16 protein-coding genes are annotated in these 16,126 nt (G+C 44.2%); 10 read left to right on the top strand and 6 right to left on the bottom strand.

All coding sequences use genetic code 11. The features are described 5' to 3' along the window. Positions 1-8: 8 nt before the first annotated feature. The 3 genes from G9X62_RS03725 to mog are packed head-to-tail and all read left to right on the top strand — an operon-like array spanning position 9 to position 2,249. Entirely contained in the window at positions 9-962 is a 954-nt protein-coding gene (locus tag G9X62_RS03725) for a glycosyltransferase family 2 protein (RefSeq protein WP_223131463.1), read from the top strand. Positions 963-964: 2 nt separating this feature from the next. Further along, positions 965-1,756: a tRNA threonylcarbamoyladenosine dehydratase gene (locus G9X62_RS03720; protein WP_223131462.1), complete on the top strand. Its 792-nt coding sequence runs from the start codon at positions 965-967 to the stop codon at positions 1,754-1,756. Then, complete coding sequence (mog, locus tag G9X62_RS03715) at positions 1,734-2,249, top strand: molybdopterin adenylyltransferase (protein ID WP_223131461.1); 516 nt, start codon at positions 1,734-1,736, stop codon at positions 2,247-2,249. The genes G9X62_RS03720 and mog overlap by 23 nt, the downstream gene beginning before the upstream one ends. Before the next feature lie 63 nt (positions 2,250-2,312). On the opposite strand, the gene G9X62_RS03710 is transcribed toward mog, so the two are convergent. Together G9X62_RS03710 and folP are read right to left on the bottom strand one after the other, a co-directional pair. Continuing rightward, positions 2,313-3,128: an aminotransferase class IV gene (locus tag G9X62_RS03710; protein ID WP_223131460.1), complete on the bottom strand. Its 816-nt coding sequence runs from the start codon at positions 3,126-3,128 to the stop codon at positions 2,313-2,315. Continuing rightward, positions 3,106-3,900: a dihydropteroate synthase gene (gene folP / locus G9X62_RS03705; protein WP_223131459.1), complete on the bottom strand. Its 795-nt coding sequence runs from the start codon at positions 3,898-3,900 to the stop codon at positions 3,106-3,108. Before folP ends, G9X62_RS03710 begins: the two co-directional genes overlap by 23 nt. 149 nt (positions 3,901-4,049) lie before the next feature. On the opposite strand from folP, the gene G9X62_RS03700 reads away from it, so the two are divergent. Genes G9X62_RS03700 through G9X62_RS03690 form a run of 3 tightly spaced genes read left to right on the top strand, consistent with a single transcriptional unit; the run spans position 4,050 to position 6,236 of the window. Then, complete coding sequence (locus tag G9X62_RS03700; RefSeq protein WP_223131458.1) at positions 4,050-4,628, top strand: DUF1599 domain-containing protein; 579 nt, start codon at positions 4,050-4,052, stop codon at positions 4,626-4,628. Then, complete coding sequence (locus tag G9X62_RS03695; RefSeq protein WP_223131457.1) at positions 4,628-5,710, top strand: BT_3928 family protein; 1,083 nt, start codon at positions 4,628-4,630, stop codon at positions 5,708-5,710. Before G9X62_RS03700 ends, G9X62_RS03695 begins: the two co-directional genes overlap by 1 nt. A gap of 7 nt (positions 5,711-5,717) precedes the next feature. Continuing rightward, positions 5,718-6,236 (top strand): shikimate kinase, encoded by a 519-nt coding sequence (locus G9X62_RS03690; RefSeq protein ID WP_223131456.1) that lies wholly within the window; start codon positions 5,718-5,720, stop codon positions 6,234-6,236. Here the strand turns inward: G9X62_RS03690 and G9X62_RS03685 are convergent. Next, a complete protein-coding gene (locus G9X62_RS03685) occupies positions 6,233-7,786 on the bottom strand; it encodes a hypothetical protein (RefSeq protein WP_223131455.1) in 1,554 nt (517 codons plus the stop codon). The genes G9X62_RS03690 and G9X62_RS03685 overlap by 4 nt on opposite strands. Positions 7,787-7,795: 9 nt before the next feature. Beyond that, positions 7,796-8,761: a hypothetical protein gene (locus tag G9X62_RS03680; protein ID WP_223131454.1), complete on the bottom strand. Its 966-nt coding sequence runs from the start codon at positions 8,759-8,761 to the stop codon at positions 7,796-7,798. 118 nt (positions 8,762-8,879) lie between these two features. Between G9X62_RS03680 and proS the strand changes: the two genes are divergently transcribed. Next, positions 8,880-10,352, top strand: coding sequence for a proline--tRNA ligase (gene proS / locus G9X62_RS03675; protein ID WP_223131453.1), 1,473 nt, complete (start codon positions 8,880-8,882; stop codon positions 10,350-10,352). On the opposite strand, the gene G9X62_RS03670 is transcribed toward proS, so the two are convergent. Next, complete coding sequence (locus tag G9X62_RS03670; RefSeq protein ID WP_223131452.1) at positions 10,349-11,491, bottom strand: cysteine desulfurase family protein; 1,143 nt, start codon at positions 11,489-11,491, stop codon at positions 10,349-10,351. The two genes, proS and G9X62_RS03670, sit on opposite strands and share 4 nt — an antisense overlap. Further along, complete coding sequence (gene glmM / locus G9X62_RS03665) at positions 11,492-12,880, bottom strand: phosphoglucosamine mutase (RefSeq protein WP_223131451.1); 1,389 nt, start codon at positions 12,878-12,880, stop codon at positions 11,492-11,494. It abuts the gene before it with no gap. A gap of 87 nt (positions 12,881-12,967) precedes the next feature. On the opposite strand from glmM, the gene G9X62_RS03660 reads away from it, so the two are divergent. Genes G9X62_RS03660 through G9X62_RS03650 form a run of 3 tightly spaced genes read left to right on the top strand, consistent with a single transcriptional unit; the run spans position 12,968 to position 16,081 of the window. After that, on the top strand, positions 12,968-13,918 hold the full coding sequence (locus G9X62_RS03660) for a bifunctional heptose 7-phosphate kinase/heptose 1-phosphate adenyltransferase (protein WP_223131450.1): 951 nt from the start codon (positions 12,968-12,970) through the stop codon (positions 13,916-13,918). After that, a complete protein-coding gene (locus G9X62_RS03655; RefSeq protein ID WP_223131449.1) occupies positions 13,899-15,161 on the top strand; it encodes an AGE family epimerase/isomerase in 1,263 nt (420 codons plus the stop codon). Before G9X62_RS03660 ends, G9X62_RS03655 begins: the two co-directional genes overlap by 20 nt. Continuing rightward, positions 15,158-16,081 carry a sugar phosphate isomerase/epimerase family protein gene (locus G9X62_RS03650; protein WP_223131448.1) on the top strand — a complete coding sequence of 308 codons (924 nt, stop codon included), beginning with the start codon at positions 15,158-15,160 and terminating at the stop codon, positions 16,079-16,081. The genes G9X62_RS03655 and G9X62_RS03650 overlap by 4 nt, the downstream gene beginning before the upstream one ends. Positions 16,082-16,126 lie beyond the last annotated feature (45 nt).

Below are 16,126 nucleotides of genomic sequence, written 5' to 3'. Positions count from 1 at the left end.
TTGCTCGTATGTTACAGCTATCCATCGTAGTACCTCTTTATAACGAAGCCGAATCGCTTCCAGAACTATGTTCTTGGATCGATCGAGTGATGAAAGAAAATGCGTTTTCTTACGAGATGATCTTCGTAAACGATGGCAGCAACGACAATTCTTGGGAGGTTTTAAAGCAATTATCCACGCAATACAGCACGATTTTAGCTATCTCTTTTGCGCGTAATTATGGTAAATCGGCAGCTCTTCACGAAGGATTCAGCAAGGCATCCGGTCAAGTAGTGATCACCATGGATGCTGATTTACAGGATTCACCAGACGAAATTCCTGAATTGTATCGCTTAATTACTGAAGAAAACTACGACCTCATTTCAGGCTGGAAGCAGAAGCGATTCGATCCTATTTCTAAGACAATTCCCACTAAATTATACAATGCAGCAACCCGTAAATTGTCTGGCGTACATTTGCACGACTTCAATTGCGGCTTAAAAGCTTATAAAATTGAGGTGGTGAAAACCTTACGTCTGTATGGTGAAATGCACCGCTACATACCCGTTCAAGCGAAATGGAACGGATTTACGAAGATTGGCGAGAAGGTAGTTCAACACCAGGCGCGCAAGTATGGTGTGACTAAATTTGGTTTAGAGCGCTTCCTGTATGGTTTCTTGGATCTATTATCGATTTCATTTGTGCAGATTTTTGGGAAACGCCCGATGCACTTATTTGGAAGCCTCGGTATCCTATCTTTTTTAACGGGGTCATGCTTAACGATTTATCTAATCGGTGTTAAATTGTATAACATTGCTTATAATTTAAAGTACCGCAACGTCACAGATAATCCACTATTCTTTTTAGCACTTGTTGCTATCATATTGGGCGTACAGCTCTTTTTAGCGGGATTTATCGGGGAGTTATTGATTACGAACTCAGATAAGACGACGAATTATCAAATCAAGGAAGAAATATCCTAATTATGCCAAACAATGATCTAAGCTGGCTAAGCCGCTCTGAACTCTTGATCGGACCGGAAGGGATCGATAAATTACAAAAATCACACGTTTTAGTAGTCGGATTAGGGGGCGTAGGCTCCTTTGCCGCAGAATTCATCGCACGTTCTGGCGTAGGCCGAATGACGATTGTCGATGGAGACGTGGTAGATCCAACGAATCGCAATAGACAATTACCTGCTTTAGCGACTAACCATGGGGTTTCCAAAGCCCAAATTATGGCCGAACGCTTACGAGCCATCAACCCCGCACTCGAACTAACGGCCATCGAGCAATTTTTAAGCCCAGAAGAAGCGAAGAACTTGCTTGAGACAAATAAATTCGATTACGTCATGGACTGTATCGACTCTGTAACGCCTAAAGTCACTTTACTAAAAACGGCTTACGACCTAGGATTTAAAATCGCTAGCTCTATGGGGGCTGGGGGCAAAATGGATCCTACTAAAATCAGAACAGCTGATTTATTTGATACCCGTGAATGCTATTTAGCTTCTTTAGTCCGCAAACGCATTCGTAAAATGGGTGTAGGCAAAGGGATTAAGACCGTTTTTTCTTTGGAAAAAGTCAAAGACGAATCGCTTATCCTAACAGACGGAAGCAACTTCAAAAAGTCTGCTTACGGAACTATCTCTTATTTACCAGCTGCCTTTGGAGGTGTAGTCGCATCCATCGTCATTCGTGATCTATTAGACGAGCCGATCCCGATGGAGAAAAAACTTAAATTACCTAAAAAGAATGATCAAAATAGGCGTAATTAATGTGTCTGACCGGGCTAGCGCGGGTATCTACGAAGATATTCCAGGCAAGGCCGTAGTGGAATTATTAAAAGAATACCTGGAATCCGATTTTGAGGTAGTATACGCCGTCGTACCTGACGAACAAGATCAACTCGAGGCCAAGATGATCGAAATGTCTGAGGAAGTTTGCCTATTGGTAACAACAGGTGGAACTGGCCCCGCTTTACGCGATGTCACTCCTGAAGCAACTGAGGCAGTATGTCAAAAGATGATGCCAGGTTTCGGGGAATTAATGCGCTCTGTAAGCTTGCAATACGTTCCTACCGCGATCCTTAGCCGTCAAACAGCGGGCATTCGCAACCAAACCTTAATCTTGAATTTACCAGGAAAACCAAAAGCCATTAGACAATGCTTAGAGGCTGTTTTCCCAGCGATTCCTTATTGCATCGATCTAATTGGTGGACCTTTTTTAGTGTGTAGGGAGGAGAATATGAAGGCTTTTAGGCCAAAATAAATGGTGAATGATGAATGGTGAATGGTAAATGATCATTCACCATTTACCACTTACCATTTACCATCATTTCTCATTTACTAGCAAAAGCTGATACAGCCTCTCCGTCACCTCACCCCTTTTCCCATCTCCTATCTGTTTTCCATCAATGGAGAAAATAGGCAAGACGCGCTTTGTACTCCCGGTGGTGAAGACTTCATCAGCGTTCATAAAATCTGCTAAAGTACATTTACCCACTCGAACTTCGTAAACCGAGGAAGCTAAGGCAATCACCATTTTACGGGTAATACCCTCTAAAATATGATCTGCAGGCGTATGAATGACTCCGTCTTTGACGTAAAACAAATTAGACCGCGAGGACTCTGAGACACCAAACTCAGGAGTATGGTAAATCAAATCATCGCCTCCGGCGGCACGAACCGCTGGCATTTCCCTTAAAGCGTAGGCATAATTCAGTGATTTGATATCCGCCATTTCACGCTTGTATTCTCGACTCATTAAACGCATACCGGCGGTAGGCTCTGCAAAAGAGAAAACCCCAGGAAAAATATACAATTCAGATTCCCCTATCGGATCAAATCCATTTAAACTGAAGCCGGCCGTTAAAACCAATTTCACTCCTAGACAAGGATCGACGGAAAGCGCCGCGATCTCATTAATTAACGCAGCCAGCGATTCCTTCGAGTAACTATGTGACAAACCCATTTTCGAAGCCGAACTCAAAAAACGATCCAAATGATCGGACATAAAGATGGGATGCCCATCCATAATACGGAAGAAATCGAAGATGCCAAAACCACGTAAGAAACCGACATCCTTAACCGACACAGTCACCTGTTCAGGATCTTGCCAAGCACCTTTATAATAAATGGGATATGCCATTTTGTTGAAGTTTGTGAACTAATTGTATGGTTTCTTTGGCCTCCTTTACATCGTGCACGCGCAAAATGGAAGCACCTTGCAATAAGGCAACCGTATGCAATACCGATGATCCATTCAAAGCCTCATCCGCAGAAATGCCTAATTCTTTCCAAATCATCGTCTTACGCGACAAGCCTGCTAAGATGGGAGCGCCTAGTAATTTGAATGAGCGGAGATGAGCCAAAAGTTTATAATTATGATCCAATGATTTAGAGAATCCAAAACCGGGATCCACAATCAAATCCTTGAAGCCGCGCGAACGTAGCTCTTGGACTTTGGGCAATAAATCGTGTAATACTTCTGCCACGACATTTTGATAGTTTGGCACTTCGTGCACTTGCTCGAAACGCCCTACACTATGACTGAGAATATAGGGAACTTGATTTTCAACGATGTAATCGAACACTCCTTCGTCCATTTGACCAGCACCAATATCATTAAACAGATGGGCACCAGCCGCCATAGCTGCCTTCGCAACCGCAACACGGTAAGTATCTATTGAAATTATAACAGATGGATATGCCGCGGAAATAGCAGAAATTATAGGACAAACCCGATCTATTTCTTCCTCTGGACTCACTGGTGCTGCTCCAGGCCTAGTCGAATGTCCGCCGATATCCAAAATCAAAGCACCGGCAGCGATCATGGAAGATGCCTGTTTCAAGGCTAATTCTACAGACGATACACGACTACCTTCAAAAAAGGAGTCGGGGGTGATGTTTAAAATTCCCATGATTTGCGGCTTCGAAAAATCAAGCAATTGCCCATTTAAACGGATTGTTTGACTTGTGGAAAAAAGAGCGTCCAAATCGAGTGAATTTAGGATAATTTAAATAATTTTGTAGGCTATAAAAACGTGAGCATCGTCTAAAAACTGTATCTATGAATAGGGACTCAACGCCTTCCCAAACCGAAATCGAATATCGCCAAGTAATTTCATTCTGCAAAGCCTTGTTTGATAAAAAAAACAAAGATTACGGTACTTCATGGAGAATTTTACGACTACCTAGCTTAACTGACCAAATCTTCATCAAAGCTCAACGCATTCGCAGTATCCAAGAAAAAGGTGCGCAAAAAATCGAGGATGGCATCGAAGGAGAATTCATTGGAATCATCAACTATTGCATCATCGCGCTGATTCAAAAATCGCTTGAAGGATCTGACCAAATGGAATTTGCACCAGAGGAACTAGGCCGTATATACGATGAGCAAGTAGAAATCACCTTAGAATTATTGCGCAATAAAAACCACGATTACGGCGAGGCTTGGCGGGATATGCGCATCAGCAGTATGACGGATTTAATTCTGATGAAGATTTTCCGTACAAAACAAATCGAAAACAATGATGGTAAAACATTGGTTTCAGAGGGCGTGGAAGCTAATTACCAAGACATGCTTAATTACGCCGTGTTCTGCTTGATCACATTGAAAGGCGAGCAACAGCAGCAACAACAGCAATAATGACCAAAATCGCGAAGATTTTATTGGTGGGGATTTTCATCTTCTCAGGTCTCATTAAATTGAACGACCCAATCGGAACCCAACTAAAGCTAGAAGAATACTTCGAGGTATTCTCGGTAGACTTCGCGTTTATGGCGGGCTTTTGGAAGTTTTGGATTCCCTATGCGCTCATACTATCCATCCTATTAAGTAGCTTAGAAATCGTTTTAGCGGTAGCACTTGCCCTAAATTACCGCATCAAACAGACCTTATATGCCTTTGTAGGAATCCTCGCTTTCTTTGGATTCCTGACTTTCTATTCGGCCTATTTCAACAAGGTAACGGACTGTGGATGTTTTGGAGAAACGATCAAATTAACTCCCTGGACGTCTTTCGGAAAAGATATTTTCTTGCTTGTCTTGACGGCCATCTTACTGATTGCAAAGAAACCGGAAGATCGAAAAACGGGTAAATGGGTAGCAATAACAGCCATCGCTAGCTTTGCACTAGGTACCTTCTGCTATTTCCACCTCCCTATCAGCGATGGATTACCGTATGCGGTAGGCGATCATATTCCCACGAATATGAAAGAACGGGAGCCTTTAAAATTCTCCTACGTGTACAAAATCAAAGGTGTTGAGACATCTCTAACCGAGATGCCTACTGACACGACAGCCCAATTCATCTCGATGCAGGCGACGAATGAAAAAGAGGCTAGACCACTAATTACTGATTATCAATTGTGGGCTGAGGGAGATACGACTAATTATACGCAAGAAAGCTTTAAAAGGGCGAAATTGATGGTCATTATCCCAAACATTCACCACATGAATGAGGGAGCTTTACCGCAAATTGAACAGCTAACGAAAGGTTTGAAAAACATCACCGTTTGGTTAGTTTCAGCCTCACCAGATGCGGAGGTCAACGCGTTACGTCATAAATACCAATTAGCGTTCCCGGCGCTTTCTGCCGATACGAAAATACTCAAAACAATCGTTCGCTCTAGTCCAGGATTGTGGCTAGTAAAAGATGGAACGGTCAAAGGAAAATGGTCTTCCTATGCCCTACCCTCCGCGGATGAGATTCAACAAAGCCTAGAATAAAACCAGAATGAAGAATATCTATTTAGTAGGAATGCCCTCCTCGGGTAAAAGTACCTTAGGGAAAGAATTAGCAAAGAATATTGGTTACTCCTTCATGGACATGGATAAGTTGATTGAGACCCGTGAACAGAAGACAGTGTCTGAGATTTTTTCGAATTTTGGTGAGGCGCATTTCCGCGAAATAGAAAAAAAGACCCTTCGAGGTTTTCAACCGGATCAATCGATGGTGATTGCAACGGGTGGCGGGGTACCTTGCTTTCATGACAATATGGACTTCATTAAGCAAAATGGCGTCAGTGTATTCCTAAACGTAGATGTAAATGATTTAGCGAAGCGTTTATACAAAGCACAAGGTAACAACCGTCCTTTGTTAGATAAGACCCAAAGTGAAGAAGTGGTGATCGCCTCCATCAAAAAAACCTTCGAGGAGCGCTTACCTTTTTATCAGCAAGCTGATGTTCAAGTAGACGGAGAAATCACCGTTAGCCAGCTACTTTGGCTGTTAGACCAATACTTACCCGTTTAGAAGTAGATTCCTCCTCCCAGCATCAATTGTGTGGACGTTAGATCTACCGTAGCCGAACTATAATCAGCTGTATTTTTTAGGGTATATGGCGTATAAGCATCCTTTTGCGTACGCTGAATAGCTGTTAAATCCAAGTAGAAGTTCGATTTACGGTAGCCAATTCCTCCAGAGAATTGAAAAGCATTGCGATCGATGGTGTCATAGCTTTGGGCATATCCACTTCCAAACATCGCCGCGCCACTTCTAATACTTAAAGAGGGAGAAACACGAATTTCAAATCCTACTTTAAGATTCAAAGCACCTTCAAAATTGCGGGAGATTTGACCATTGTACTTCGACTGAAAAGCTTGATTAGCTGAACCACCTAATTCTGCAGAATAAACTTTCATTCCACCGTATCCCACATATTCCACATCCGCTGTTAAGAATCCTTTCTTCAAAAAGAAAAAGGCGAAACCACCTGAAACTTTCATTGGGCTTAATAATTGATAGGTGAATTCATTTGTCGTTAAGCGCATCGGATTCACCTTGGTGATCGTTATTGGATTTCCGGTGGAACCAATAGCCGGAATTCCAATGACGTTTGGGGACAAACGTGCATCGTATGTCTCATTCATTTGGTCATAATAAGTTGGACTTCTAAAAGCTAGAGACAAACGAAGCGAAGGATTGACTTTATAAATTCCACCTAAGCTGATGGCAATACCAGATCCAGAAGTTAATAAGGTCTCTGCATATTGAAATCCTGCCACATTTTTAGCCCCTACAAATTCATCTTCCCAAGTAGTCGAAGAACTGGCCGTTATTTTAGAAAAATGCAAACCCGCTCCTAAGTAGAACTTATCTCGATAGGACGCGCCATAGGCAAAATCCCAGGATGTTAATGCGCCCGTGTTAGTAGCTGATCCATATTGATTTGTGGGTAATAAAGGCTGAAAACGCTCAAATGGAGCACCTCCAGAAGCAGCATTCGGATTGATTAGATAGGTTTGATAGGCCAAAGCCTCAGCAGATGAAGCCGTCCCAGAATAGGAATCATATTCGTCATCTAAACTCGCACCTGTGGCTCCTTTATCATTCGCCTTTTCGATAAAGTTATCTAACAAAGAACTACGGTTATTTGTACCAGAAATTTGAATGGGTTGAATAAAAATAGCTTGACGAGAATAACCAAACCCCAATGATCCATGCCAATCCCCTCCACTTAAGTTATTACTAGAAATAACCATTCCTAGCGTAGGCATTTGGATTTGATTTTCTGATGCCACATTGGAAGTACTTAAATAGGTCGACTTGGTTTGAACCCCGGTATAGGCCAAACTCATATTTACCTCAGAACGAGTATACAAACCTAGACCAGCTGGGTTTCCAGTAATGGAACTCAAGTCAGCCCCTAACGCCGTATTCGCACCACCTAAGGCCTGCATACGCGCCGTGCCCAAGGAATAGCTAGTGGAAAACTGTTTCGCTAAACTGGGATAAGTATAGATTTGGGCCACAGCCGTGTTCAGCGTAAGTACGCTGAAAAATAAGAAAAGAGCTTTTTTCATGATCGTAAATTAACGAGGACCGCGACTTGAACCACCTCCGCCACCGCCGGAACTAGATCCTCCACCGGAGCTTGGACTACTGTAGGATGGTGTAGAAGTTGAATAATTACGTTGAGCACCTCCATCTACAGGAGCAGAACGGTACTCGTAATTTGAATTACGGCGCGGTGCCACATATTGTTGAGAGCTAGAACCTGAACCTTCCGTTTGTTGGGTATTTACACGTGGAAGATTGTTTCCCTGTGTGTTATAGGAATTATTCCCTCCGCGAGGAGAATTGGTATAATTTCCACCTGAATTTCGGTTAGTTGAACGATCTTCACGAGGCCCAAAGCTCTTACGCTCTCTCAAATCTCCTGTTTGGTATTGCCCACTATATCCTGTGTAATTTCCACCAGGACCATAGTAATTATACGTTCTGTAGAAATTATTAAACCCATAAGGATTGTAAAATGCACCATAGAAAGGACTGTAGAACGAGCGATAGAATGGATCAAAAAACGGATTAAACGGATCATTGAACGGACTGTAAAATGAATATGGGTTGAATGCGGACACCCCGATGCCTAAGCCAAATGTTCTAAATGGACTTCCGAAGAAGGAATAAGAAGGACTCCAATAAGAGAATGGTGTATATCGGTAGCCATATCCTAAATAAGGACTATTAAATAACCCATCTGAAAGTCCACGTTGATAGGCTGATTCGTATAAATTAGGATTAATTCGCGAGGTTGATTGTTGAGCTAGACCTTCCTCTTCCTCAATCACTTCTACATCATCCTCCTCTAAATCTTGAAAATCGAGGTATTTCTTTTCTTTAGCGGCTTTAGCGGCCTGAACTTTGGCAATCTGAACGGAACGATTTGCTTCATCGTATAAATCATCTGATGCATACGAATTATTCGTCACATTCACACAGCTGGAAAGGATTCCAAATCCTACAAGCAATAAGTAAGCAAAGGATTGATTTTTCATGGTTTTTAGCGGATGATGTCAATTAAAAGCCTAACAAAACGTATCTTTGTAACGTTCCATTTTTCAAACGTAAAGTAAACGAAAAAACGAACATTACATGACGATTTTAACATAATTTATGAGTAAATCCCTACCAAGCCGCGCAGACAATTATTCTGAGTGGTACAACGAATTAGTGAAGAGAGCAGATTTAGCCGAAAATTCTGCGGTGAGAGGCTGCATGATCATTAAACCTTATGGCTATTCCATTTGGGAAAAAATGCAGCGCGCATTAGATGATATGTTTAAGGAAACAGGCCACACGAACGCCTATTTTCCCCTTTTCATCCCTAAATCGTTCCTTTCGAAGGAGGCTTCACACGTAGAGGGTTTTGCTAAAGAATGTGCCGTCGTAACGCACTACCGTCTAAAAAATGATCCGAATGGCGGCGGAGTGATCGTCGATCCAGACGCAAAACTAGAAGAAGAATTAATTGTGAGACCTACGTCGGAAACGGTGATTTGGTCCACTTATAAAAACTGGATTCAATCCTACCGTGATTTGCCTCTTTTGATTAATCAATGGGCGAACGTGGTGCGCTGGGAAATGCGTACGCGATTGTTCTTACGTACGGCAGAGTTCTTGTGGCAAGAAGGCCACACGGCACATGCAACGAAACAAGAGGCAATCGAAGAGACCGAGCAGATGTTAGAAGTGTATGCAGAATTCGCAGAGACTTTCATGGCGATGCCGGTATTGAAAGGGATTAAAACAGCGAATGAGCGTTTTGCGGGAGCGGATGAAACCTATTGTATCGAAGCGATGATGCAGGATGGAAAGGCGTTGCAGGCGGGAACGTCGCACTTTTTAGGCCAAAACTTTGCCAAAGCTTTCGACGTAAAATTTGTCAACAAGGAAAATCAATTGGATTATGTGTGGGGAACCTCTTGGGGTGTTTCCACCCGATTAATGGGTGCCTTGATTATGGCGCACTCAGATGACCAAGGTTTAGTATTGCCTCCTAAATTAGCACCTATTCAAGTAGTGATCGTACCGATCTACAAAGGGGAAGAGCAATTAGAAAATATCAAAGCGCGCATCAATCCTTTAGTGAAGGCGCTAAAATCCCGCGGTGTATCCGTAAAGTTTGACTTCGCAGACAATCAAAGCCCAGGCTTTAAATTCGCTGAATATGAGTTAAAAGGAGTTCCGGTACGTTTAGCAATCGGTAACCGCGATATGGAAAACGGGACGATTGAATTAGCTCGTCGTGATACAAGAGAGAAAACGAGTATGCCATTCGAGGGAATCGAAGAAGTGATCGTGGACACTTTGGAAGACATCCAAAAAAGCATTTATCAAAAAGCACTTGATTTCAGAACAGCGAATACGTTCGAGGTGAATAGCTGGGACGAGTTCACCGCTAAAATTGAAGACGGCGGATTCCTTTCTGCGCATTGGGATGGTTCGTCTGAGACGGAAGAGAAAATCAAAGAATTAACGAAAGCGACTATCAGATGTATTCCATTGGATGCAAAAGAAGAAGCTGGAAAATGCATCCTATCGGGAGCACCTTCCAGCCGCAGAGTGATCTTTGCTCGCGCCTACTAGGCCACGATTTTTTTCAATACTTCTAATACCCGATCGATCTCCGCTCGGGTATTATTTTTGCTAAACGAGAAACGAACGGCAGCACCCGTCGCTGTCGGGTTCAAGGCCGACAATACGTGAGAACCCACAGACGTACCGCTTGAACAGGCGCTACCACCTGAAGCTGAAATCTTCTCTATATCTAATTGGAATAACAACATATCGCCGTCTGCCACTGATGGGAAACGCACGCTCAATACCGTATACAAACTATTTTCGACATCCCCTGAGGCTCCATTAAAGGAAATACCTGGGAATTGTTTTTGTAAACCTTCGATGAAATAGGATTTTAAGCCTTTGATATAGGTTGCATGCTCGTCCATGGCGGAGTAGGCCATTTCTAGGGCTTTAGCAATACCAATCATCCCATACACGTTTTCCGTGCCTCCACGCTGGTTACGCTCTTGCGCTCCACCGTGCATTAGCGGACTGAACTTCGTTCCGGCCTTTGCATACAAGAAACCAATCCCTTTAGGGCCATGGAATTTATGCGCTGCGCCCACCATAAAATGGACTTTCAAGGCTGAGGCGTCGTGCTTGTAGTGGCCCATGGTTTGGACGGTATCCGAATGAAATAAGGCTCCATATTGCTCGCAAAGGTCTCCCACTGCGTGTAAATCTAATAAATTACCAATCTCATTGTTCCCATGCATCAAACTCACAATCGCCTTATCAGACGAGGCTAATAATTCTTCCAAATGCGCTAAATCAATCGCTCCATCCGGATTTACGCGAACTAATTTCAATTCAGCTAAACCCAGTTTCGCCCAGGCCTCCGCCGTATGCAAAACCGCGTGGTGTTCTAAAGGGGAGGTGATAATCACTTTGCATCCACCGTGCAAAACGGCCGATTGCAATACGGTATTATCTGCTTCCGTTCCTCCAGAAGTAAATAGTATCTCAGAGGGCGAAGCGTTAAGTAAAGTAGCGATCGTTTTGCGCGCCTTTTCTACGGCCACTTTCGCTTGACGCCCATGGGAGTGAATCGACGAGGGATTCGCGGTGAAATTCTCGAAATAGGGCTGCATTTCAGCCCAAACCGCCGGATCTACCGGAGTGGTCGCCGCGTTATCTAGGTAAATAGGTGTTTTTTCTGACATTTAAACTTGCGCGATTTCTTCAATCACGTGTATAATTTGTTGAGCGAGTGTATCTGCATCAGCCTCCGAAGATGCCTCCGCGTAAATGCGAATGATCGGTTCCGTATTCGATTTGCGCAAATGAACCCAGCGATCTGGGAAGTCAATTTTCACGCCATCTATCGTATTTACCTGCTCATTCTTGTATTTTTCAGCTACCGTCGCGAGGATTAAATCGACGTTCAGGTCAGCAGATAATTCAATTTTGTTTTTGGAAATCACATAAGCCGGATAGCTCGCGCGTAATTCAGATGCTTTAATGCCTTTGTTTGCCAAATGCGTCAAGAACAATCCAATTCCCACCAGGGAATCACGTCCGTAATGCGACTCAGGGAAGATCACGCCTCCGTTACCTTCGCCACCGATGATCGCGTTTACCGCTTTCATCTGAGTCACCACATTCACCTCTCCTACCGCTGCCGCGTAGTATTCGCCACCTGCTTTGCGGGTTACATCCGCTAAAGCGCGGGTAGAAGAAAGGTTGGATACAGTATTGCCAGGCTTCACAGAAAGCACATATTCAGCTACCGCCACTAAGGTATATTCTTCACCAAATGGTGTTCCATCCTCCGAAATAAAGCAAAGGCGATCCACATCTGGATCCACCACGATACCTAAATCGTAGTTTCCGCCTTTCATTTTGGAGATCATATCCGTTAAATTCTCCGGAAGTGGTTCTGGGTTATGGCCAAAATGACCAGTAGCCTCGCCAAAAATCACATCCACGTGTTGAACCCCCAAGGCTTTCAACAACATAGGCACTACGATTCCTCCAGTCGAATTCACTGCATCGACTAATACACGGAAGTTCGCTTTCGCAATCACGGGTTGATTCACCCAGCTCAAACCTAACACGTGATCCACGTGCTGTTGTAAAAAGCTATCATCTTGCGTCAATTTACCTAGTTTCATCACGTCCGCGAAATCAAAATCTTGATTTTCGGCGATCGTCAATAAGTCTTTTCCATCCTGATCCGAAATAAACTCTCCGCGATCATTCAATAATTTCAAGGCATTCCATTGCGCTGGATTGTGGCTAGCGGTGATGATAATTCCACCTGCTGCTTTCGTCCACGGCACCGCTAATTCAACGGTTGGGGTCGTAGAAAGACCGATATCCAATACATTCCAGCCTAAACCGATTAAGGTATTAGCCACTAAGGAACTGACCATTTCTCCGGAGATACGCGCATCACGACCTAACACGATAGAGTTTGAAGGATGTCCTTTTTTCTTTAACCAGGTGCCATAGGCCGCTGCAAAAGTTACGACGTCAATAGGACTTAAACCTTCGCCCGGTTTTCCACCGATAGTACCACGTATGCCAGAGATTGATTTGATTAGTGCCAAAACAAAAATGAATTAGAATGAATAGATGATCAAAATTAAAGAAAATATCCCTATTTTTCGATGAAAATTTAGCTAAACCTATCCGACATGAACTCCGAAAGATTAGAGACCATTTTGGCTCGAATCCAACAGCTGCGTATAGCGGTGATGGGGGATTTTGCGTTGGACTTCTATTTTGACATTCAAACATCCACTGGTGAATATTCTATAGAAACTGCAAAAGAAGTGCATCTCGCTTCACAGCCACGTGCTTATTTAGGTGGCGCGGGTAATGTGGCGAAGAATCTAGCGGTATTAGGCGCGCATGTTTCGGCCTTCGGGGTGCGTGGAAATGATCTCTTTGGAAGAGAGATGGCGCACCAGATGACGGCTTTAGGGATTGATGCTAAAAACATTAAAGAAACGAATATCGACACCCCTACCTATTCGAAACCGCTGCAAACACAAGAGGAATTGAATCGTATCGATTTTGGAACGAGGTCTTCGAATTTTCAGAATAAAACCAGCGAGTTAATCTCTACCCTACAATCAGCCTCTTTCGACTGGATTATCATCAATGAGCAATTCAACACTCCACTCTTGCAGGCAAAACACGTCGAAGCGCTAAACTTTACACATGCACTAGCAGATTTACGTTCACTAGGCCGCCAGGCGAAAAACCTACCCTTAAAGGTGAACGAGGCTGAGTTTATAAAAATACTTCAAAAGCCAGCTACGCCCGAAAACATCCAAGCATGGGCCACCTTGCGAAAAAATCCTGTGTTAGTCACCTTAGGTGAAAAAGGGATGATTTACGCGAGCGAGCAGGAGTTTCATCACCAGCCTGCTTTCCCAATAAAAGGCTCTATCGATACGGTGGGAGCCGGTGATATGGTGGTGGCAGGATTCTCTGCGGCAAGAGCAGCTGGGGCAACGGTGGAAGAAGCTTGTGAATTGGCGTCTTTGGCCGTACATATCAGTATTCATCAAATCGGCGAAACCGGCTCCGCGAGTCCGGACGCCATTAGACAATTACACCATGGACATTCAATCGCTTAGATCGGAAATCAAGGAATATACCGAGGGAGCATTATTGCCCTTCTGGATTCAGCGGACGGTGGATCAAAAACAAGGTGGTTTTATAACGCATTTTAATGAGTTTGGTGAAGATGCAGGAGATGACGAGAAGTCGCTGATTGCGATGACCCGTTCCGTCTTTACCTACTCGCAGGCCTATCGCCACGGTTTTGGAGGGGAAATCATGAAAGAGATGGCGGCGCATGGGGTTCGGTTTTTACTGGACAACATGTGGGACGCTGAAAATGGTGGGTTCTATTGGATGGTGAACCGGGCGGGAGAACCGACGAATAAGCAGAAAATTGGATATGGCCATAGCTTTGCGATTTATTCCCTAAGCGAATATACTCTGGCGACGGGGGATCCGGTGGGTTTAGAATACGCGGAGAAGGTCTTCGATTTACTCCAAAAATATGCGGTAGATACCCATTACGGCGGTTATTGGGAATTCTTTGCGGAAGATTGGTCGCTCATGGGACCAGGTGCGCCGGGCGGGGATCGAAAAACCTTAGATGTTCATATGCATTTGATGGAGGCATTCACGACCTTGTATGAGGCGAGTGGGAAAGAGATACACCGCAGAAAGCTGCAGGAGTCAATTGATATTTTGATTTATAAAATAATGGACCCGAAGACGGGGACAGGTATTCCTCAGTTTTGGGCGGACTGGAGTGTCGCACCACAGATAAAATTCGATATCGTGTGGGGTTGGGATCGTTTTCAGGAGGGAGGCCAAAAAGCCTCAGCCGTCGACAATACCTCTTACGGCCATAACTCAGAATTTGGCTGGTTGCTGTTGCACGCATTGAACGTGGGCAAGATTGATGCCACACCCTATTTGGACAACATCAAAAAGGCTTTCTACCATTCGATGGAAAATGGCGTCGACTGGGAACATGGCGGAGTCTTTGTGGAAGGTTCGCACAGTGGAGGGCCTACAGATGTAGAGAAGGAATTTTGGCAACAAGCCGAAATGCTCATTGGAATGCTGGATGCCTATCTTTTAACGAAAGATTTGCAATTCATGAAAGCGTATGAACAAGTGCATCGCTTCGTTTTTGATAAAATGATTAACCGAAATACCGGTGAATGGTGGCCGCTGATGACCCGTGAGGGAGAACCGATTTGGCGACACATGGCCCACAACTGGAAAATAAATTACCATAATGTTCGCTCAATGATTCTCTCCTATGAGAAGCTAGGCGAAATAAACCTATACCTATGACAAACATTAGTCGCCGCGATTTATTGATTGCATCCGGAACCGCTGCAGGGGCGGCCTTTTTGCCTTCCTCTGCCTCAGCAGCACCTGTTGCTAAAGCACATAAATTCGAGTTCTCACTGAATATGAGTACGATTATGGGCCAAAAGTTAGGACTCATCAAAGAACTCGAAGTCGCCTCCGCGGCCGGCTTTCAACATTGTGAGATTTGGGTACCTACGCTAGAGGCCTATTTGAAATCAGGCGGAACCCTTTTAGAAGCGAAGAAGCGCATCGATGATCTAGGAATTAAAATCCAAAACGCCATTGGCTTCGCCCAGTGGATCGTAGATGATGAGGCGACGCGCAAACAAGGTTTGGAACAAATGAAACGCGAGATGGATATGCTAGCCCAATTAGGCTGTTTCCGCACCGCCGCTCCTCCCATGGGCGCCACCAAAGAAGCCGGCCTCGACCTTCGTCGCGCGGCAGAACGCTACCGCGCCATCCTCGACTTAGGGGTCAGCACTGGTGTCACTCCACAACTGGAAATGTGGGGACACTCAAAAAACCTAAACCGTGTCGCGGACGTCCTTTTCGTAGCTGCCGAAGCTGGTCAACCCAACGCCAAACTGCTATTAGACGTATTCCATATCTACAAAGGCGAATCCTCTATCGACTGCCTCCACCTAGTGGGAGAAAACTCGATTGACGTCTTCCACGTTAATGACTACGTCACTTCCATTAAACCTACCTCCATTACGGACGGCGACCGCATCTATGCAGGCGATGGGGAAGCTCCCATCAAGGAAATCATTAAGCGCTTAAAACCATCTGAAAAGCCGGTTATTCTTTCGTTGGAATTATTCAACAAGGAACTTTGGTCACAAGATCCACTGAAGGTGGCGAAGACGGGACTGGAGAAGATGAAGAAGATGATCTAGGCATGAAACAAAAGAAGCGCACCTTTCGATGCGCTTCTTAAAATT

This window comes from Aquirufa lenticrescens (assembly GCF_019916085.1).
Taxonomy (GTDB): domain Bacteria; phylum Bacteroidota; class Bacteroidia; order Cytophagales; family Spirosomataceae; genus Aquirufa; species Aquirufa lenticrescens.
This window is presented reverse-complemented; position numbering and strand designations above follow the sequence as displayed.